The organism is Paenibacillus sp. 276b, assembly GCF_900107875.1.
In the GTDB taxonomy this organism is placed as follows: domain Bacteria; phylum Bacillota; class Bacilli; order Paenibacillales; family Paenibacillaceae; genus Paenibacillus; species Paenibacillus marchantiae.
Map to the genome: position 1 here is coordinate 33,383 of NZ_FNRR01000012.1, position 22,339 is coordinate 55,721.

The window sequence follows — 22,339 nt, forward strand, 5'->3', positions numbered from 1 at the left end:
AGTCGCAGGAAGCTGGACGGAAGAGGAGTGTATAATCTATGGCTATGCTTGAAGTGGATCACGTCGTGAAACGATACGGTAGCAAGCTGTCAGTGGATCATTTAAATCTGAGTGTCGGTAAAGGTGAAATTTTTGGATTGCTTGGACCCAATGGTGCAGGGAAAAGTACCACCATTAGCATGATTGCCGGTCTTTTAAATATGGATCAGGGTGAAATTCGGTTGGATGGCATATCAGTTAAGGAGCGGCCGCTTGAAGTAAAACGCAAAATAGGGCTGGTACCACAGGATCTGGCTCTATACGAAACGATGACCGCTGCGGAGAATGTCACTTTTTTTGCCAGACTATATGGACTCCGTGGGAAAATGCTTAAAGAAAGAGTACAGGAATCCCTCGAATTTGTAGGTTTGCAGGACAAAGCGAAGGATGCCCCTTCCACTTTCTCTGGCGGTATGAAACGCAGGCTGAACATTGCGTGTGCCATTATGCATCGGCCGGATTTAATCATTATGGATGAACCAACAGTGGGCATTGACCCGCAATCGCGGAATCATATTTTGGAGTCGGTTCGTACGCTTAATCAGATGGGATCAACCATCATTTATACAAGTCATTACATGGAGGAAGTTGCTGCAATCAGTCACCGGGTAGCGATTATGGATCAGGGGCATATCATCGCCTGTGGCACCGAAGCAGAGCTGAGAGAACGGGTTGCATCTGAGGAAAAAATAGTGCTCACCACTTCGGGCATTGGTCCTGATGTTGTGGAGGAGTTGAAGCTTCACCCCCGTGTGCGGGCGGTTGAAGTATCAGACGATACATTGACCGTTATGCTGCCTTCTGCACAGCAGGATCTACAAGATATGCTCTTCATTTGCAGCAAACATGAAATCTCCATTCAATCGCTCAAGGTCGAAGAGCCTGATCTGGAAACGCTCTTCCTCAATCTGACCGGACGTACGCTTCGGGACTAGGAGGATCTCAGATGAACATATGGCATATTTGCATCTTTGAGTTGAGAAGGATTCTGAGAATTCGCTCCGTTCTGCTGAATCTGTTTATTCTGCCGCTGCTGCTCATCTTTATATTGGGTACTGCACTTTCTAGTACAATGGGTACCGCAAAAGAAGCCATTCCTGACCCGGTGAGAGTAGGGATCATTCAAACAGAAGAGAATTCCGGTTCGGGATTGATCAGCGAAGCTTTAAATACATTTGTGACATCTCCGGTGGTAGCCGAGATGATGAAGGTACAGAACATTTCTACGGAAAAAGAGGCTGTAAGTGCACTGCGACGTGGTGATCTGGATTTTGCCGTAATCGTCCCATCAGATCTGGAGGAGCAGATCATGAAAGGGGAAGAGGCAAGGTTGCAATGGATACTGGGCAAAGATGGCACGCTCAATGTTGTAGGTGAGACTTTGTTTACGCGGTTCACAGATGAACTAAACATACAAGTAGCTGCGGCGAAAGTGTTAGGTCCTGACGCAGTAGCTGCAATGGCTGAGCATTCACAGACCAATAGCGCGAACTCTTCATATATAGCCGTAAGCAGTCCCGGAGAAGTGGGCACCTCTTATAGCGCTTCACAATATTATGCGGCTTCCATGCTCGCCATGTTCATGCTTTACTCGGGTTTGACAACCAGCAACAGCCTGTTTGGTGAAAGGGACAAAAAAACGCTAACTCGCTTACAGGCAGCTCCAATAGGCAATGGGGTCATTTTTGCAGGGAAAATTGCAGGCAACAGCCTAATTGCTTTCTTGCAGGCCATCATCATCGTACTGGTGACGAATTGGTTATATGGTGTGAACTGGGGCACACATCCAGGGTTGATTGTTCTGATCTGTCTGCTGATTACGCTGGCTTCCATGACTCTTGGCGTGATTGTTGCCCTGCTTTTCAAGAATTCCGCATCAGCAAGTGCCGCTCTTCAAGGCATCATTATTGCTATGACGTTTATTAGCGGTGGATTCAGACCCATTGCCGTTGGTTTTGTACAGCGAATAAGCGAATTTACGGTTAATCACTGGGCTCTGCAAAGTTTTCTGCGGATGATGCTGAACGCTCCTGTAAGTGAGATTTTTTACAGCATCATGATGCTTGGTTTGGTATGTGCGGTAATGGTGGCGGCAGCGGGACTGATCTATAGAAAGGCGGGATATCGCTATGAATAGCCTGAATATTGCCTGGCTGATGATCCGGCGCACGATATTGCGCAAACGCGGTTTTATCACGTTCTTTCTTCTTCCTTGCCTTGTCGTCACAGGTACAATTGCGCTGTTTGGCAGCGAGGAGGGAACACGTGCGGTCATTCCTTATGTAAACGAGGATCAGGGTGCAGCAGGCAGATGGATATTGGATGAGCTGGGCCGCAAAGAGGAATATCTGCTCAAACCCATGAACAACGTTGCGGAAGTTAAGGAAGCCATTGCGCAGCAAAGGGGGAGTTCAGGACTCATTATCCCGGCGCATTACACGGACAATTTACTGCAAGACAAACAACCTGAAGTTCAGCTAGTGGAACTTCGTGTCAGTGAAAGCTCCTATACTTTGAGGGCTGCGGTTGAAGGTTTGGCGGCGGGATTGAGACAATCTGCTTCGGCAGTATTGGCAGCGACAGATGCGGCATCAGATGAGACTTCTGATCCAACTCTGGCCCAAGCCAAATTTAAAGAATTGTTACTTGAACTTGGTATACATCAAATTTCGGGTGAAGCAACTGAGCTGCGTATTTATCCCAAACCGGGTCTGAACAACGTGACCGGATTTACGATTATGTTCATGATGGGTCTGCTGACCAGTACAGTTGCTGTTATTATGGAAGACCGCAGGCTGCGGACGATGGCAAGAGTCTACACGGCTCCGGTCCGCGCCTATGAAATCGCACTGGGCAATTTTCTGGGGAGTTTTGCGATCGGATTAATCCAAATTGTTTTGGTACTGGGGATTAGCAGATGGGTGCTTCATTATGATGCGGGAATTCCATTTGGCATCCATCTTCTTATTTTGGCCGCATTTATGCTGGTCTCCATGGGGATTGCGAGTACGGTTGCCGGCTTGATTCGTGAATCCAAAAATGCAACCATGCTGAATTCTCTGATTATCACACCGACGTGTATGATTGGTGGTTGTTTCTGGCCGCTGTCGGTCATGCCAAATTATATGCAAAAACTCGCTAATTTTGTTCCGCAGAAATGGGCGATTCAAGCGGTGGAAACGATCTCTGCTGGTGGTACGTTGTCGGATATTACAATGCCGCTACTGATACTGTTTGGCATGGCAGCTATTTTACTGACGGTGGGTTCTGCGATTCTTCGTCCCAGCCAGCCAGGCGTAGATGCGTAATGTGTTGATCGTTTGTATGATGAAGGTAATCACATCGTGTGCCATTGCTGTAAAACGAAGGGAAAAATTGATCCGCCTTTTTTGCAATAAAAGTATAGAAGTAAAAACAAAAAAGCACGCTCTGCTGAATCGAATTCAGTAAGAACGTGCTTTTTATAATAGAGCAAAGGTGGTCCATACGAAATGTTGGAAGTTAAGGCTGGAGTTGACGCAAGACGGTGATTTCCACCCGTCTATTTTTTTGCCGCCCTGCGGCGGTAGTATTATCCCCAGTTGGGCGCGTATCCGCGTATCCGGCATATTGAAAGCCGTCAGGGTCAAGCTTTTCTTTATCGAGAAAAAATCGTAATACAGACAGTGCGCGTTCACCGGAAAGCTCCCAATTGTCTTTATAGGTAGCGTTCGCCCCGACAGGAACGTTATCCGTATGCCCTTCAATGCTAACAACGGTGCTCAGATCACGGAACAGGCTTGCCAATTTGCTTAGTGTGGGTGAAGCATCACTTTTGAGTGCGGCTTTTCCCTGATCAAACAGGAAGCGGTCGCTGAGTGTGATAGAGATGCCTTGCGGCTTGTCCGCAACAAAAATCTGATTTTCCAGTTTATTGTCCTCGATATACTGGGTAATCACATTGAACAGATTTTGCAGCTCCTGCTCCTGTGATCTGAATTGCTCTTCACGCTCCGTAAGTGGCTGATCGTCATCATCTGGCTTACTTGTCTCGGAGCCGGAAGAGGGTCCTTTGCCTTCTCCGGGGTCTTCGCCCTGAATCTGGGAAGGCGGATTCTTGGTAATAGCTTGTCCAGCTGTACCACCAATACCTTCACCTTGATCGAGCAGGGAGTTGGATTGGTTGAAAGTATTTTGCAACGATTGAGTAACCACATCGTATTTACCAGAATCCAGATGGCTCATGGCATACATGATCACAAAAAAGATCAGCAGCAGAGTAATGAGATCGGCATAGGTAATCATCCAGCGATCTCGATGATCTCCAGGTTCACGTTTTCCGCGCCGTTTACTGCGCCGACTCATCCAATCCCTCCTTCACTACAGGACGTGTAATCTGGCGGTGAGTAAGTGTGAAGGACTCCAGCCGTTTACGCACAAGCTGAGGGTTTTCCCCGTTCTGGATGGATAATACGCCTTCGAGCAGCATTTCCATCGTCTGAATTTCGTCTGCTCCACGGGATTTAATTTTGGAAGCAATGGGTAAAAAGATAAGATTGGCACTGGCGACCCCGTAGAGGGTTGCGGTAAAGGCAACAGCAATCGCTGGGCCGAGTCCAGTAGGATCGGTCAGGCTGCCGAGTACCTGAATAAGTCCCATCACGGTACCAATGATACCCATCGTTGGAGCATAACCGCCTGCTGATTCAAAAATTTTGGCATAACCTTCATATTTTTGTTCGACGGAATCAATCTCCATCTCCATGATCTGGCGAACAACATCCTGATCTGTGCCATCGACAACCATCTGAATACCATCTTGCAAAAATGGATGCGGATGGTCCATTACTTTTCGTTCCAGTGCAAGCACGCCTGAGCGGCGAGCGATTGAAGACATATCTACAAGTTCTTCAACCCACTGGCTTGTGTCATTGTTGTTACGCCCAAAGGCCATGCGGAGGGCAGCAGGAATCGTACGCAGCCGATGTGCAGGGAAACTGGCAACAACTGCGGCAATCGTTCCACCAAATACAATTAGAGCAGCCGTCTTTTGCATCAGACCGGATAATTGGCCACCTTCCCATAAAAAACCACTAATGACTGCGGCAATCCCGGCAATAATGCCGATAAGTGTCGCAATATCCATAAATTAACCCACTCCTATCTTTAGTTCGCGATTGCATCACTTGCACAGACGAGGTATAATTATACGGGAACAAATATTCCTATTACTATAAGTTTTCCCATATGTAAATTCGGGGAACTTCGACAATATATAGTGACTATTATTTTAGACGATAGGGTGAGATACGGCAATGAGCGATATTATAATGAGCGACAAAACGTTCGAAATCGAATCAGAGTTTTCTCCCCAAGGTGATCAGCCTGCAGCCATTGAAGAATTGGTGAAGGGCGTTCAGGAGGGGAAGAGATATCAGACATTGCTGGGTGCAACCGGTACGGGTAAGACGTTCACCATTGCACAGACGATTGCCAAGCTGCAACGTCCCACACTGATTATTGCCCACAATAAAACGCTGGCAGCTCAGCTTGCAAGTGAGTTCAAAGACTTTTTTCCAAATAACATGGTTGAGTATTTTGTCAGTTACTACGATTACTTTCAGCCAGAGGCCTATATTCCTTCCTCGGATACGTACATCGAGAAGGATTCAAGTATCAATGAAGAGATCGATAAGTTGCGCCATGCGGCTACGAGTTCATTGTTTGAACGCAGAGATGTCATTATTGTAGCGAGTGTATCCTGCATCTATGGTTTGGGTTCGCCGCACTCCTATTCCAGCATGCTTCTGTCCCTGCGGGTAGGGATGGAGAAACCGCGCAATCAGATTTTGTCCCGTCTGGTGGAGATTCAGTATCAGCGAAATGACATTAACTTTGTGCGTGGTACGTTCCGCGTTCGCGGTGACGTTATCGAGATTTTCCCGGCATCGAAGGGTGAACATGCGATTCGGGTGGAATTGTTCGGTGATGAGATTGAGAAAATTACGGAAATTGATGTGTTAACCGGAGAACTGGTTGGGGAACGTGAGCACATTGCGATATTCCCGGCATCTCACTTCGTAACCCAGGAAGAGACGATGAAGGTTGCGCTAGTGAATATTGAGCGTGAACTGGAAGAGCGTCTTGAAGTATTGCGTGAACAGGGGAAATTGTTGGAGGCTCAGCGACTGGAGCAACGTACACGGTACGATATCGAGATGATGAAAGAAGTCGGCTTCTGTTCAGGGATTGAAAACTATTCCGGCCCACTGACATTCCGCGAACGAGGCGATACACCTTACACGCTGATGGACTATTTTCCGGATGATATGTTGATTGTGGTCGATGAGTCCCACGTGACTCTTCCACAGATCCGTGCGATGTATAACGGTGACCAAGCACGGAAGACTGTACTGGTTGATCACGGATTCCGTCTGCCATCTGCGCTGGATAACCGCCCTCTCAAATTCGATGAGTTTGAAGGGAAGATGGATCAGATTATCTATGTATCTGCGACACCAGGTCCTTACGAGATTGAGCATACGGATACGATGGTGCAACAGATCATTCGTCCAACCGGTCTGCTTGATCCAATTATTGAACTGCGTCCAACGAAGGGGCAGATCGATGACCTGATCGGTGAGATTAATGACCGGATTGCGAAAGACGAGCGGGTCCTGATCACAACATTAACGAAGAAGATGTCCGAGGATTTAACAGATTATCTGAAGGAGATCGGAATCAAGGTACGTTATTTGCACTCCGAGATCAAGACATTGGAGCGTATGGCGATTCTACGTGATCTAAGGCTGGGGGTTTTCCATGTCCTTATCGGAATCAACTTGCTCCGGGAAGGTCTGGATCTTCCTGAAGTTTCTCTGGTAGCCATTTTGGATGCCGATAAAGAAGGCTTCTTACGTTCGGAACGCTCACTGATTCAAACGATTGGCCGGGCGGCGCGGAACAGTGAAGGTCGAGTTATCCTGTACGGTGACAAAGTGACAGATTCGATGGAAAAAGCGATGAAGGAAACGGAACGCCGTCGTGCGATCCAAATTGCGTATAACGAGGAGCATGGCATTACACCACAGACGATTCGCAAAAAAGTGCGTGATGTGATTGAAGCAACCAAAGTTGCCGAATCCAAGAAAGACTATCTTACAGGCGCTGCCGAGAAGATGTCGAAGAAGGAACGTCAGTCGCTTATTCAGCGCCTAGAGGCAGAGATGAAAGACGCAGCCAAAAACTTGCAGTTTGAGCGTGCTGCTGAACTTCGTGATGCATTGCTGGAACTGCGCGCAGAATAGCTTATTAAGGCAGACAGCATAAGTTTAAGATAGAGGCACAGTAGAATGTGTCGCAGCATGGATAGATCTGCAACAAGAGAACGGCCGGGTGGCCGTTCTCTTGTTGAGTCAGGAAATCAGTGATATCTACCGATAATTAGACATGTTGAAAACGTAAAATCAGGTCTATACTGATAGAAAAGTTGAAATTGGTTAAAAGGTTTATAGGAAAACATTTGGAAGTCGTGTACCCAGGAGCCGAGCCGAAGGCAATGGCGACCATCGCGAACAAGGCGAAGCCGTGAGCGTCCGGTGTTTAAGGGGAGCCGAGCCAAAGGCAATGGCGACCATCGCGAGCAAGGCGAAGCCTTGAGCGCCCTCTCGTTGTAGAGCGGCCGTCTAAGAGACCGGCATTTGGCCGGGATCTTGGACGAAGCTGCGGGCACACGACAACCTTCACATAGCAAGACCCGACCATTCACCATTGCACCGCCTGTTTCGGATGTCCAGAGGGCTGCGCCCTCTGGGGCCCTCCCTTGGAAGGGAGGGTTTGGGAGGGATCGAAAAGCCTTTAAAAAAGGTTGGAATTTCAACATTGAAAGGATGAATACCATTGGCGAGCGAGAACATTGTCATCAAAGGCGCGCGAGCGCATAACCTCAAAAACATTGATATCACCATCCCGCGTGACCGTTTTGTTGTATTGACCGGTCTGAGTGGCTCAGGCAAGTCCTCGCTGGCTTTTGATACGATATATGCCGAAGGACAGCGACGATACGTTGAATCATTATCGGCTTATGCACGGCAGTTTCTGGGGCAGATGGAGAAACCGGACGTTGATTCCATTGAAGGATTGTCACCGGCTATCTCCATAGATCAGAAAACGACAAGCCGTAACCCGCGTTCCACCGTCGGAACCGTTACGGAAATTTATGACTACCTGCGTCTGTTATTTGCACGTGTGGGACATCCTCATTGTCCGGATCATGGCGTGGAGATTAGCTCCCAGACCGTAGAACAAATGGTTGACCGCATAATGCAATATCCTGAGCGGACCCGGTTGCAGATTCTGGCACCGATTGTCTCTGGACGCAAGGGTGAACACAAAAGCATATTTGCCGATGTGTCCAAGCAGGGCTTCGTTCGTGTACGGGTGAACGGTGAATTGCGTGATTTGTCGGAAGATATTCAATTGGAGAAGAACAAAAAGCATACGATTGAAGTCGTCGTTGACCGGATCGTGATTAAGGAAGAAGTGCAATCACGTTTGGCCGATTCTATTGAGACTGCACTTAATCTGTCCGGTGGACAGCTGCTGGTAGATATTATGGGTGAGGAAGAGCTGCGCTTCAGTTCCAACTTTGCCTGCCCGGTGTGCGGATTCAGTATTGAAGAGCTAGCGCCGCGCATGTTTTCGTTCAACAGCCCATTCGGTGCCTGCCCGGATTGTGATGGATTAGGTGTCAAAATGATTGTTGACCCGGACCTGTTGGTGCCGGATCGAAGCAAAACAATTGAAGAGGGTGCGTTTGATGCCTGGACAGGTGGTACATCCACCTATTATCCGCAGTTCCTCAAATCGGTATGCGAACACTTTAACATTCCGCAAAACGTACCTGTAGAAGATCTGCCTGCTGAACAAATGAACAAGCTGTTGCAGGGTACAGGTACGGAGAAAATTCGTTTCCGGTACGAGAATGATTTTGGACAACGGAAAGAAGCATTGGTTACCTTTGAAGGTATTGTGAATAATCTGGAGCGTCGTTACCGTGAGACAGCATCCGAAGGTATCCGTGAATTCATTGAAGGTTATATGAGTGCCAAGCCTTGTGGAACATGTAAAGGACAGCGACTGAAACGTGAAAGCCTTGCTGTTACGATTAACGATCACAACATGGCGTATGTGACAAGTTTGTCCATTGGAGAAGCTGGCCGTTTCTTCGATTCGCTACAATTGAGTGAGAAAGAAGAAATAATCGCCAAACTTATTTTAAAAGAAATCAACAGCCGTCTCGGCTTCCTAGTAAACGTAGGACTGGATTACCTGACCCTGAGCCGTGCTGCAGGAACGTTGTCCGGTGGTGAAGCCCAGCGGATCAGACTGGCGACACAGATTGGTTCCAGCCTGATGGGTGTGCTGTATATTTTGGATGAGCCGAGTATTGGTCTGCATCAACGGGATAACGATCGTCTGATCTCCACACTCGCTCACATGCGGGATATCGGTAACACACTGATCGTGGTTGAACATGATGAGGATACGATGATGGCCGCCGATTATATTATCGATATTGGTCCGGGGGCAGGTATCCACGGTGGTACCATCATGTCGCAGGGTACACCGGAAGAAATCATGAATGATGAGAACTCGCTAACGGGTCAATATTTGAGTGGGCGCAAGTTTATTCCGGTACGTACCGAACGCCGTAGTGTCGGGGACCGCTGGCTGGAAGTGCGTGGAGCGAAGGAAAATAACCTGAAAAACCTGAATGTAAAAATTCCAGTGGGTGTATTTACCGCAGTAACGGGTGTATCCGGCTCGGGTAAATCGACGCTAATTAATGAGATTTTGTATAAAACGCTTGCTCGTGATTTGAACCGTGCACGGGTACGTCCAGGTCAGCACAAAGAGATTCGCGGTCTGGAACATATTGATAAAGTTATTGATATTGACCAGTCACCAATCGGACGAACACCACGCTCCAACCCTGCTACGTATACAGGCGTCTTTGATGACATCCGTGATCTGTTTGCACAGACCAATGAAGCCAAAGTGCGCGGATACAAAAAAGGTCGGTTCAGTTTCAATATTAAAGGTGGACGTTGTGAAGCATGTCGCGGGGACGGCATTATCAAAATTGAGATGCACTTCCTGCCGGATGTCTACGTGCCTTGTGAGGTCTGCAAAGGCAAACGGTATAATCGCGAAACACTTGAAGTCAAATACAAAAATAGAAATATTGCAGATGTGCTGGAAATGACGGTAGAGGATGCAACGCAGTTCTTCGAGAACATTCCGAAAATTCATCGCAAAATGCAAACCTTGCTCGACGTGGGGTTGGGCTACATTAACTTGGGCCAGCCTGCAACAACGTTGTCCGGTGGTGAAGCACAACGCGTGAAGCTCGCTTCCGAGCTGTATCGTCGTAGTACGGGTAAAACGATCTATATTCTGGATGAGCCAACGACCGGTCTTCATGTCGATGATATTGATCGTCTGCTGAACGTCCTGCACCGTCTGGTGGATTCCGGTGAATCGGTACTCGTTATCGAGCATAACCTGGATGTTATCAAAACAGCCGATTATATCGTTGATCTGGGTCCGGAAGGTGGAAGCGGTGGCGGAACCATTGTTGCGACAGGTACGCCTGAGGATATTATTAAAGTGGAAGCTTCCTATACCGGTAAGTACTTGAAACCAGTATTGGAGCGGGATACGGAACGAAGCAAGACGTTACAATTGACGGAGTAAATGCTCCAGTTTACAGGTTGTTTGTGAATATCTAACCCTTCTTTTCATGAAGTAGATGGCATCGGTGTATGATCTGATGTCCTCTTCTTTCGAGGAGAAGGGTTTTCTGATATTTTACCGTTGTGCCAATCTTAATATGACATCGGTGAAAGTGTTTACATATGTGGTAGAGCAAGCATTCCATCAATCTACTGCCAAACTGGATTTTTTTCATTTTTCTGGATGATAGGGCTTGCATTACAAGCAGGGTACAGATAACATAGAGGAAGATATTAGGGTATGCGTTTAGCTGTTCAACTATGGTGAGGAGGTCTGTCTATCCATGCTGTTTGCAGAAGCTGCCGCGGCGAGTACTTCGAATTTTAATGCGTTTGATATTTTTGTCATCTTATTTACGATCCTGATTTTCATTGGAGTTGTCCGACTGGTTCGCGCACCGAAGAAGAATTTGTTTGCTATCGGATTTGCAGTGGTTAGTCTGCTGGTATTCCTTTTGACGGACTATGCCATGATTACCGGTTGGTTTGGTTCGTAGAGACACCGCTGAACTTATTTGAAAACAGCAAGTAGAAGAACAGACAAACACTTTCCAGAGAATTAAGGAGGGTGTTTTTTTGTGTTTTGCAGAGTGGTTCGGATAATACGGTCTTCTCTATCGAAATTAGGTCTTAAAGAGATTGTACAGGAATAATTTGTATGTTAAATTTGAGGATACCGGTATTGCAGATAATAGAGAAAGAGATTCAGTAATGGATCATATGGTTCGGTTGAATAACGGAGGATATATAGAGAGGGTTAGGTGAGAGAATGAGAGTGTTGGGGAAAAAGGGCGTAGCCATACTGATGGCTGCTGTACTCTCGATCAGTGTTGCAGCAACGGCTGGGGCAGCGGAGTCTTCATCAAGTATGCAAGCCAAAATGGTAGATGGACAAGTATATGTTAGTTCAAAGGATTTGGTCAAAGCGCTCGGAGGAAGTGGGCAATATGACGCCAAGTCTGGAACGTTTCAGTATAAGGGCAGTGAAGCAGTCCCGAAAGTAATTGAAAAAGTATCTCCTTCTGTTGTAGGCATTATCGGCAAATCTACTGAATTACAGGATGGCGTCACATCGGATCGCTATAACCTAGCTCATGGCACTGGCGTGATCATCCGCTCCAACGGCTGGATTGTGACGAATGCCCATGTGGTTGATGGATTAATCAATCCGTTGGTCGTGACGACTGATGGCAATACATATAAAATCACCAAAACATACAGTGACCCGTTAAGCGATATCGCTCTAATCAAAATTAATGCCAAATCTCTTAAACCGGCGACCTTCGCCAAAGCTTCCCAAACAACTGTTGGAGAAACCGTCATTGCCATCGGCACACCGATTTCCTTCTCTTTGCGTAACTCGGCGACAGTGGGCGTAATCAGTGGTCTTAATCGGGGAGTGGAGGCTACCTATCGGTTGATTCAAACAGATACAGCCATTAACCCTGGCAACAGCGGCGGACCGCTGGTCAACCTCAAAGGTGAAGTTGTTGGTATTAACTCTATGAAATTTTCAGCAGTGGGTATCGAGAGCATGGGATTTTCAATTCCAGTAGATACCGTTCAATATATTATCAATCAGTTCTTTGAATACGGAAAAATCAAGCGTGCAAGCCTCGGCTTGCAACTGGAAGAGAGCTGGTCAGCGATTGTGGGCCTGCCTACTGATGATCCTTTGACGATTACGGGTGTGCTGTCAGCTCAAGCGAAGAAAGCCAAAATTAAAGAGGGAGATGTGTTATACAGTGTAGCAGGCACACGTGTGTCCTCTGTGGTGGATATCAATGAGCTGCTCAAAACGTATGTGCCAGGACAGAAGGTCAAACTGTTAATGCAAACGGACGGCGATATTGTCACTCGTACGGTGGTCCTTGCTGATCGAGCGGATATCCAAGACGATGAAGATGAGCAGTTCACTGTAGATGAAGATCAATAAAGCCCGGCGAGCAATCCGGATCCAGAGAGGACGAATGAACGGAATGAAAATATCATTTTTACGTGTGCTAAGCACAGGTATGTTAGCCGGGATGCTGAGCATTGGAGCGGCATTGCCTGCGTGGGCATCCGATCTTATAACAAGTGAGCTGCGGATCACAGCGGGTAGTACGAGCGCCTATATCAACGGCAGCAAGCAGGCAATCGCCAAACCATATCAGTTCAAAGGCGTTACGATGGTTCCTGTTGGTGTATTCAAGAAGGCTTTTGGCAGCGAGATCCGACTGGAGAAGAATGATGTGGTCAAAGTTAAGGAAGGTCCGCATACTGTCACCTTAACCATTGGCAGTTCGATTGCCTGGGTGGATGGATTCAAAAAAGAGATGGGCGCAGCCCCAAAAATGGTAAATGGCGTGCTCATGGTGCCACTCCGCCCGGTAGCTGCGGGGATTGGTGCTACTCTTGCTCCAAGCAGTTCAGGAGAAATGGTCATTCGATTATTGCAAACGGACGAATCGGAGGATGAGGACGAGGGCGGCATTAATCTGGACGAAGGCAAAACGAGAATTGGTAACAGTTATTACGGCTGGTCCATTAATTACCCATCCGACCTCATGATTCTGCAAACGGGTGAGCAGGAGCGCATGATGACATTTGGCGCGGAGGACAGCAGTTATTATCTTGAAGTGTACGTGAGTGACCAGGATGTGAGTCTGGATTCGGATGATTTGTTACAGCAGCTTGTTCAGGAAGCAAAAGAGAGCGGAGATACGGTGCTCGATCGGGAATCGATTGCCAAAGGGAAAACACCTTATGCCCGGATTGTGGTTAAGGATGCGGACGGGGTGTTATGGGAAATGCGCCAATATATCCATGATGGTCGCCAATATGACGTATACCTCGCGGATTATGGAGCACTGAATTACAAGGATCTGGGCAAACGTGCAGCGCTACTCAATTCATTCCAGCCTACTTATGCTCAGTCCGATCGTACAATTAAGGATCTTTCAACCGTGGATGAGGGTATGCGCTCTACCTGGAATGATGATTATGGCATTGAACTGAAGATTCCAGCAGGCTGGTCCATGGACAACACCCAGATGATATACGAAGCCAAGGATGGTGCATATCTGCAACTACGTGTTACATCTGCACCGAAAGGTGCGACGGTCAAAGAGTGGAGTGGCCAACTGGACAAGTGGATGCGTGAGACATTCACGCCGGAAAGTTATGAGCCGATAGGTTCGTATACGATGGATGTATCAGGCGAGACTGCCGAAGTGAATGAGTTCCGTTATAACTTTGGCGATGGATGGCAGACGGAGTTCGATGTTCTTTTGCAAAAAAATGGCTATCGCTATTATGCAGAGTATACGTTCCCTGAGGAGCAGACGAAGGATCGGGAATGGTTTAAGAGTATCATGAAGAGTGTTGAGATTGATTTTGATACCGTATCTGATAATTTCGGACAGCTGGATGAAGACCCATATTTGACGGATAAAACAAAATCTGTGACACGAACGTCCAAACGTTATCATTACAGTGTAGATATTCCACGTTACTGGACGCCGTACAATGATCGGTTTGAGTATTCTCCTGTGGTTTATACCTTCACAGGTGGTCAATTCTCCATTGCCGCGAGTGAGGACAAATCCATTGAAATGACTGTCAGTCAACTTAGAGAGGCGTATGCGGAAGCAACCAAAACGCGTAAAAATTTCAAATTGATTAGCAGTGAGGAGTTGACGTTTGCGGGTGTGCCTGCGTTTTCCTTTATCTATCATGAAGTGGACAATGGTGTGCCGTATACCGGACGTCAGATCGTGTTTGAACAGAACGGAACGACGTATACCATTACGAGCGGGCTGAATGACGCCAACAAGACGGAAGTCCAGGCAGCAGCGCTGGAAAAAGCCGTGAACTCATTTACTTTTATCAAATAATACGAAATACTGAAATAAATAGATGTATGTTGCCGGAGGGTCACAAGACCTTCCGGTTTTTCGTGGTTTTTTCAGGAAAGCGTAGAAGAGTCGTTGCAGAAGTGGTACACTATACTAGTTCAGGAGTTATGACTGCTGTTCTGAAAAATAAGAATGACTGTAGGCTTGGGAATCAGGCAATACAGACATAATGTATAGATATAGCGATACAGTGACAATGCAGGCGTATGGAATCAAGGAACAGGATTAGCGTACAGGGTATTAGGGATGAAATCCGGCTATGCCGGTTATGGGGAGGATACACATGAAAACAGCAACAATACGAAGAGAAGACGTTGAGCTTCTGGCACCCGCAGGTGACTGGGACTGTATGCGTTCGGCGGTAGCCAACGGCGCGGATGCGATTTTCTTCGGAGTCGAAAAATTTAATGCACGGGCACGGGCGAACAATTTCCGTATGGACGAGCTGCCAGAGATTATGGCGTTTTTGCACAGTTATGGCGTAAAAGGTTTTTTGACCTTTAATATATTGATTTTTGAAAATGAATTGACGGATGCCAAAGAACTGATTGACGCTTGTGTCGATGCAGGTGTGGACGCCGTGATTGTACAGGATTTGGGTCTGGTCAAAATGATTCGCGAGATCTCGCCGGATTTCCCGATTCACGGTTCCACCCAAATGACGATTACGTCACCGGAAGCGGTGGAGTTTACGAAGCCGTTTGATATGGAACGTGTCGTGCTTGGACGGGAGAACAACCTGAAGCAGATCCAGAAGATCGGAGAACAGGCGAAGTTACCGATGGAAGTATTTGTTCACGGTGCGTTGTGTGTGTCTTATTCCGGGCAATGTCTGACTTCTGAAATGTGGGGTGGACGTTCCGCCAACCGTGGGGAATGTGCACAGGCTTGTCGTCTGCCGTACGACCTGATGGTGGATGGTGAGCATAAACCAATGGGCGATGTGGCGTATCTGCTGTCTCCGAAGGATCTGGCTGCAATTGACTTGATGCCGGAACTGATCGAAGCAGGCGTAACTTCCTTCAAAATCGAAGGACGTCTCAAAACGCCAGAATACGTGGCCAACGTGGTTAGTAAATACCGCAAAGCGATTGACCGTTACTTTGATGGAGATAATACTCCTCCAAGTAAGGAAGAAGTTCGTGAATTGCAGCAGAGCTTCTCTCGTGGATTCACACACGGTTTCCTGGACGGAACGAATAATAAACAGCTGGTTGACGGTACGTTCCCGAAAAGCCGTGGCGTCTATCTGGGTCGTGTAGACCAAGTATTGCGTGATGGTGTCGTCCTGAAGCTTGATGCACCAGTGAAACGTGGAGACGGAATTGTATTTGATGCCGGAGATCCGACGAAGAAGGAAGAGGGCGGACGTGTCTACGATGTACGTCGCAAAGGCGTGAAGCTTGAAGGCGAAGCAGAGGAAGGCTGGATCGTGGACGTTGTACCAGGCCGTAGTGACGTGGACCTGCGCCGCGTGAAAGTTGGCGACAAAGTATGGAAAACGAATGATCCGGCGCTGGACAAACGTCTGCGTCAGAGCTTTGAAATCGAGAAGCCTTATCGTATCTTCCCGGTAAACGTAAAAGTTATCGGCAGCCCAGGGCAGCCGCTTAGCACATGGTGGACGGACGTGCAGAAGGGCACGACGGTCCGTGTTAATTCCGAGATGGAACTGGATATTGCCCAGAAGCGTCCAATGACACACGAACTGCTCGAAGAGCAATTCGGACGTCTGGGCGGCACTGTTTTCCAGCTGGAAGAATTGGACGTCAACTTGCACGGTGACGTCATCATCCCGATGCGCGAGTTGAATAACATTCGCCGTCAGGCGGTGGAACAACTCGCGGGCGAGCGCCCTAAACCGCCCGTCTACGTGAAACGGGCGGTGGAAGTCTACGGCGATGCAGTTAAACCGGCAGCGCCAGTTGCTCGCGGTCATGCGGAGCTGACCGCGCTATGCCGCAGCCTGCCACAAGTGGAGGCAGCGCTGGAAGCAGGTGTCGGCATGATCTACGCCGACTTCGAGTTTATCAAGCAGTTCCCGGCAGCGGTGGAAGCTGTTCGTGCCGCAGGCCGCAAGATTGCGTTGGCAACACCACGCATTCATATGCCTGGCGAGAACGGATATCACAACAACATCCTGCGTTTGCAGCCGGATGCTGTGCTCGTACGTAATACGGGTGCGCTGTACTTCTACCTGCGCCACCGGATGGAGAATCCGGATGCGAAGCACCCGGAACTGATCGGTGACTTCTCATTGAACATCGCCAACCATAAAGCGGTAGAACTGTTTTTGGAAGCAGGATGTGACTGGATCACGCCATCCTATGACCTGAACATCCAACAAATGGTTGATCTGCTGGGTCACTCCCGTACAAGCCAGACCGAAGTGGTTATTCATCAGCATTTGCCGATGTTCCATACCGAGCACTGTGTGTACTGTACGTTTATGAGTGAAGGAACGGACTTTACGAACTGTGGACGTCCATGTGAAGATCACCGGGCTTCCTTGCAAGACCGGATCGGCATGTCTCACCCGGTACGTGTGGACGAAGGTTGCCGTAATACCGTGTATAATGCGGTGGAACAATCCGGTGCTGAATACCTGACCAACTTCATGGATCTGGGTGTATCCCGTTACCGTGTTGAATTCCTGGAGGAAACTCCAGAGCAGGTGCGCGAGGTTATTGATCTGTACAATCGTGCTTTGCGTGGAGAGATCAGTGGTACACAAGTTTGGAAAACACTGAAAGCAACAAACCAGCTTGGCGTAACGCGTGGTCAACTGGTGAAATAATAGATCGAAACCGGAACAAACAGCAACAGGCATGAAGTATGAAGCAACCCCAATCTCTGCTTTACGGAGCTCTTGGGGTTTTTTCTATAAAAGAGACTTGAACTACACCTATACTAAATTCGTATGTGGTATCTTGTTTGTCAGAGAAATATAGGAGGCGAAGAACCGTGGCGCCATTCACGATGATGGATATCAAATTGCTGTGCGGGGTCACGGCTTTCAAACGGGGAGAAGCGTATAACCAATCTGGGAGGGTGACCAATCTGGTTGCCAGTCAGGATGAACGTCATTACGAAGCTGTGGTTCGAGGTACAGAACGATACAAAGTAACGGTTGATCTGGATGATGCAGGTGAGGTTGTTGCCGGATGCAGCTGTCCGGGCGATGGGAGATATTATGACTATTGCAAACACGTGGCTGCCGTTTTGCTGGCGATTCATGAATGGGGAGAACAGCGTGACACGGGCTCTCAAACATCCTCGAAGCTGGTGTCTAAACCTGATCGTGGCTCCAGTTCCAGAGTAGGAACGCTGGTGGAGGAGAATGAGTGGGAGCGTCCAAACTCCATTTCAAATACCGACTCAGTAATGAATGTGGGATCTCATTCAACTTCATCTGCTCAGGCCATTGCAGCCGAGCCAGTGTCTTCCGAATCCAAGCTTGATGACCATTCGGATATGGATCGTCCGTCCGTACATTTCGCCCAAGCGGGTCGACCAAGCTCAGCTCCTGGATGGGGTAGATCAGCAGATAAACCTTCCTACCGCACAGCAGATCAGATTCTTTCCATGTTTGCCAAAGAACGCAGCCCCCTGCAATCAAATGATCGTAAATACACTGCGCCTGTAAGCCGGTCTTCATTGCGGGAGGAGCTGCAGCTCCAATTTATATGCAAGCTTGTGCAGGTTCACAAAGGCGGAGCCAAACTCGCGCTTGAACTGAAAGTAGGAAATAAACGCCTGTATGTCGTTCAGAAAGTGAAGCAATTCCTGAATTGCATTGAGAATGGTGAGCCGATGTCGTTTACCAAGCTATTTTTCTACGACCCTTCAATGCATTATTTTCGGCCACAGGATCAGGCGATCTTGTCTATGCTTATTCGGATGAGGCAGAGTGAGGAAGCTTACCGCGAATCCATCTCCGGTTACTTGGGTGCTTCAGACGGAAGAGATATATTGATTGCTCCTCTGGTCTGGAAGCCTCTATTGGATTTGCTGCTGCAGGCAGATAGCCGGATGGAGGGAACAGGGTTAGCCAATGGTCCACTCACTTTGGGTGAAGGGGCACTGCCATTATTTTATCGTATTGCGCAGGGGACTAATGAAGGATATCAGCTTGAGATTTCCGGATTGCGTGAGTTAATTCTTCTTCCAGCCTATGATGCTGCCGTGGTGGAAGGGCAATTGCATATGTTGGAGCCGATGCAGATGCGAAGTCTGGAGGATTTGAGCAGAGCGCTCACTTCTTATGGAATCAAGGAAAGTATCGATATTTCTGCTCAGCAGGTGGATGAATTCGTGCAGCATGTAGTGCCGGAATTGCGTACACTTGGACATCTGTCGATCGACTCCCAGGTGAGAGAACGAATCGCAGAGCCGGAGCTTGCGCCAAAGTTGTATATTGATTTCTACCGGGAACGGATTACTGCGCGTCTGGAGTTTGATTACGGTGTAATGGTGATTAATCCGCTGGCCGAATATTTGATCGATGAGGAAGAGAAAAAGGTGATTTTGGTACGTGACCGTCATGCGGAGCGTAACCTGATCGACCGACTAGATCGCTCTTTCCTGGAACGGGATGGCAGTGTATGGGCAAGTGAACGAGAAGATGCGGTATACGATGTGATGTATCATCTGCTGCCGGAGCTTGAGAAGCAGGTAGATGTCTATATCCCGAATGCGGTGAAGGCCATGGTGCAATCCTATCCGACACCGCCGAAAGTTCGGGCAGATCTGGGCAAAGGCTTGGATTGGCTGGAGATCTCATTCGAGATGGAAGGTGTAGATGAGCTGGAGCTTCAGGAAATTATGCGCAGCATTGTGGAAAAGAAACCGTATTTCCGCTTGCGCAGCGGTGTGTTTGTCTCTCTCGAAAATGACGGAGCGGACAGCTTTGCACACATGGCGGATTCCCTTGGACTGGCGTCGGGCGATATCAATGGCAGTCATATACGGATGCCGGCAGTTCGGGCGTTACAGCTTCCGGGCCGGGACGAGGTTTCCGGACATGTGAAGTGGGGCGGTTCCCTGAAACGTTTCCTGGATGACCTTCGTGATCCTGAGCGGATGGATTTTGCATTACCGGATGCGCTTGCTCCCGTGTTGCGTGATTATCAGGCCAGTGGATATCAGTGGCTGCGTACACTCGCATTTTACCGATTTGGCGGTATCCTGGCGGATGATATGGGACTTGGTAAAACGCTGCAAAGTATCGCCTATATCGCGGCAGAACTGAAAGAAAAGCCGAAACAGCACATAAGCAATCCAGGTGATGTTGATTACACTGTCGATGAGGGAACTTTCGGGAATAACATCCCAGATGAAGTACAGGCCGGACTGTTGGACCAACAATCTACTCATCCCCCGGTACTCGTCGTTGCACCAGCTTCGTTAACGTACAACTGGGCCAATGAATTTGCCCGATTTGCGCCGCATTTGCGAGTTCTGATTGCAGCTGGGCAGAAAGACGAACGAGCCAGTATGCTCGAAGGTATGGATGACGCAGATGTTATTGTGACGTCCTACCCGCTATTGCGCCGCGATCTGGACACATATCTCGGGAGAACGTTTCATACGCTTATTTTGGATGAAGCCCAGTCTATCAAGAACTCTTCTTCCCAGACAGCCCAAGCGGTTAAACAGATTGAGGCACCACGTCGCTTCGCTCTTACAGGAACACCCGTGGAGAACTCATTGGATGAGCTATGGTCGATCTTTGAAGCGGTTTTCCCGGGCCTATTTCCAAGCTATCGCAGATTCCGAGATCTGCCTCCTGAACGCATTGCCCGGATGGTCCGTCCGTTTATTCTTCGCCGTCTGAAGAAAGATGTGCTGGAGGAATTGCCGGATCGTATTGAAACGGTTCAGCGCTCCGAGCTGAAGGACGAACAGAAGAAACTGTATGCCGCGTACCTGTCTCAGCTTCAGGATGAGACATCCAAGGATATGGAAGAGAACGGCTTTCAGAAGAACCGGATTAAAATACTGGCTGGTATTACACGCCTGCGCCAGTTGTGCTGTCATCCCGCTCTCTTTGTGGAGGGTTATCAAGGGGATTCCGGGAAAATGGAGCAGCTGCTGGAGACGGTAGAGGATTGTCTGGCTGCTGGCAAGCGGATTCTCATCTTCTCCCAGTTCGCTAGCATGCTGAATCTAATTCGACAGACGCTCGCTGCACAGGGGAGAGATTTGTTCTACCTGGATGGTCAGACACCTGCACAGAGTCGGGTAGAGATGTGCCGCAGATTCAACGAAGGTGAAGCTGAGCTGTTCCTGATCTCCTTGAAAGCTGGCGGTACCGGATTGAATTTAACGGGTGCAGATACTGTTATTTTATATGATTTGTGGTGGAATCCCGCCGTGGAAGAACAGGCCATCGGACGTGCCCATCGTATGGGGCAGAAACAAGTCGTACAGGTTATCCGCCTCGTTACGGAAGGTACGATTGAGGAGAAGATTTTGGAGCTGCAGCAGCGCAAAAAAGATTTGATTGCCGAAGTCATTGAACCCGGAGATCGAGGATCGACTACCTTATCCGAGCAGGATATCCGGGAGCTGTTGATGGTATAATGAAGTCTAGCCAAATTAGTATTCGATTTATCTAATATATAATTATTTCTCCACCAGAAGGAGCGGATCTAGCGTGCGTATTCGCAAAGCAATCATTCCAGCGGCCGGGCTCGGTACCCGGTTTCTGCCTGCCACGAAGGCGATGCCCAAGGAGATGTTGCCAATCGTTGACAAACCGACGATCCAGTACATTATTGAAGAAGCTGTAGCTTCAGGCATTGAGGATATCATTATCGTAACAGGTAAAGGTAAACGGGCCATTGAGGATCATTTTGACTATTCATTCGAGCTGGAGCAGAATCTTGCTGGTAAACAGAAATGGGATCTGCTGAATGAAGTTCGCAAACCCTCCGAGATGGCAGACATCCATTATATCCGTCAAAAGGAACCGAAGGGTCTGGGACACGCCATCTGGTGTGCCCGCAAGTTTATCGGAAACGAACCATTTGCCGTGCTACTGGGGGATGACATCGTGGAATCCAATCATCCTTGTCTTCAGCAGATGATCGAAGTTTATGATGAATTGCAATCTCCGATCGTAGGTGTGCAGCCTGTTGATTGGAGCGAAGTGTCACGTTACGGGATTGTGGACGGGGAATTGGTATCTCGCACCGAAGATCGTGTGTACCGTGCGCGTCGTTTGATCGAGAAACCGAAGACGGAAGAATCACCTTCCAATTTGGCGATTATGGGACGTTATATTCTGACGCCGGATATCTTCGATATTCTTGGTCAGCAGTCTGCTGGCGTGGGCGGAGAAATCCAGTTAACGGATGCCTTGTCCCGTCTGAATGACCAACGACAGATTCTCGCCTATCATTTTGACGGTCTGCGTCATGATGTTGGGGAGAAGCTTGGTTTTATTGAAACCACGATTCATTATGCCCTTCAGCGCCCGGATTTGCGGGAGGATTTGTTAGATTACTTAAAGAAGATCGTGGTGTCAAGCTAGCGAATTTTTTATGAATTAGATCAAAAAAAGGTTTGCCCTTTATAGGGCAAACCTTTTTTTGATGTGAAATTAATATTAATAGGACCTTT

General features: G+C 48.2%; 13 protein-coding genes. 11 read left to right on the forward strand and 2 right to left on the reverse strand.

What is annotated here, in order from left to right; all coding sequences use genetic code 11:
• The first annotated feature begins 38 nt into the window (after positions 1-38).
• Genes BLV50_RS30960 through BLV50_RS30970 form a run of 3 tightly spaced genes read left to right on the forward strand, consistent with a single transcriptional unit; the run spans position 39 to position 3,347 of the window.
• Positions 39-974 (forward strand): ABC transporter ATP-binding protein, encoded by a 936-nt coding sequence (locus tag BLV50_RS30960; RefSeq protein ID WP_072733570.1) that lies wholly within the window; start codon positions 39-41, stop codon positions 972-974.
• An 11-nt stretch (positions 975-985) separates the two neighbouring features.
• The gene (locus tag BLV50_RS30965) at positions 986-2,176 is read left to right on the forward strand and encodes an ABC transporter permease (protein ID WP_090811899.1); all 1,191 of its coding nucleotides are present in this window, start codon (positions 986-988) and stop codon (positions 2,174-2,176) included.
• Positions 2,169-3,347 carry an ABC transporter permease gene (locus BLV50_RS30970; RefSeq protein WP_090811901.1) on the forward strand — a complete coding sequence of 393 codons (1,179 nt, stop codon included), beginning with the start codon at positions 2,169-2,171 and terminating at the stop codon, positions 3,345-3,347. Before BLV50_RS30965 ends, BLV50_RS30970 begins: the two co-directional genes overlap by 8 nt.
• Positions 3,348-3,540: 193 nt before the next feature.
• Here BLV50_RS30970 and BLV50_RS30975 read toward each other — a convergent pair whose 3' ends face one another.
• Positions 3,541-4,383, reverse strand: a complete 843-nt coding sequence (locus BLV50_RS30975; protein WP_090811903.1) for a flagellar motor protein MotB — start codon at positions 4,381-4,383, stop codon at positions 3,541-3,543.
• Positions 4,367-5,164: a flagellar motor protein gene (locus BLV50_RS30980; protein WP_063567500.1), complete on the reverse strand. Its 798-nt coding sequence runs from the start codon at positions 5,162-5,164 to the stop codon at positions 4,367-4,369. Before BLV50_RS30980 ends, BLV50_RS30975 begins: the two co-directional genes overlap by 17 nt.
• Positions 5,165-5,333: 169 nt before the next feature.
• On the opposite strand from BLV50_RS30980, the gene uvrB reads away from it, so the two are divergent.
• The 8 genes from uvrB to galU all read left to right on the forward strand — a co-directional run bounded on the left by uvrB (position 5,334) and on the right by galU (position 22,250).
• Positions 5,334-7,325, forward strand: coding sequence for an excinuclease ABC subunit UvrB (gene uvrB / locus BLV50_RS30985; protein ID WP_063567499.1), 1,992 nt, complete (start codon positions 5,334-5,336; stop codon positions 7,323-7,325).
• 592 nt (positions 7,326-7,917) lie between these two features.
• On the forward strand, positions 7,918-10,776 hold the full coding sequence (gene uvrA / locus BLV50_RS30990) for an excinuclease ABC subunit UvrA (protein WP_072733565.1): 2,859 nt from the start codon (positions 7,918-7,920) through the stop codon (positions 10,774-10,776).
• 322 nt (positions 10,777-11,098) lie between these two features.
• A complete protein-coding gene (locus tag BLV50_RS30995; RefSeq protein WP_063567497.1) occupies positions 11,099-11,311 on the forward strand; it encodes a hypothetical protein in 213 nt (70 codons plus the stop codon).
• A gap of 272 nt (positions 11,312-11,583) precedes the next feature.
• Positions 11,584-12,750: a S1C family serine protease gene (locus tag BLV50_RS31000; RefSeq protein WP_256336402.1), complete on the forward strand. Its 1,167-nt coding sequence runs from the start codon at positions 11,584-11,586 to the stop codon at positions 12,748-12,750.
• A gap of 79 nt (positions 12,751-12,829) precedes the next feature.
• On the forward strand, positions 12,830-14,692 hold the full coding sequence (locus BLV50_RS31005) for a stalk domain-containing protein (RefSeq protein ID WP_256338088.1): 1,863 nt from the start codon (positions 12,830-12,832) through the stop codon (positions 14,690-14,692).
• Between the two features lie 304 nt (positions 14,693-14,996).
• Positions 14,997-17,510 (forward strand): U32 family peptidase, encoded by a 2,514-nt coding sequence (locus tag BLV50_RS31010; protein ID WP_072733564.1) that lies wholly within the window; start codon positions 14,997-14,999, stop codon positions 17,508-17,510.
• Positions 17,511-17,677: 167 nt separating this feature from the next.
• Entirely contained in the window at positions 17,678-21,298 is a 3,621-nt protein-coding gene (locus BLV50_RS31015) for a DEAD/DEAH box helicase (protein ID WP_090811905.1), read from the forward strand.
• Positions 21,299-21,371: 73 nt separating this feature from the next.
• A complete protein-coding gene (galU, locus tag BLV50_RS31020; protein WP_090811908.1) occupies positions 21,372-22,250 on the forward strand; it encodes a UTP--glucose-1-phosphate uridylyltransferase GalU in 879 nt (292 codons plus the stop codon).
• Positions 22,251-22,339: the final 89 nt, after the last annotated feature.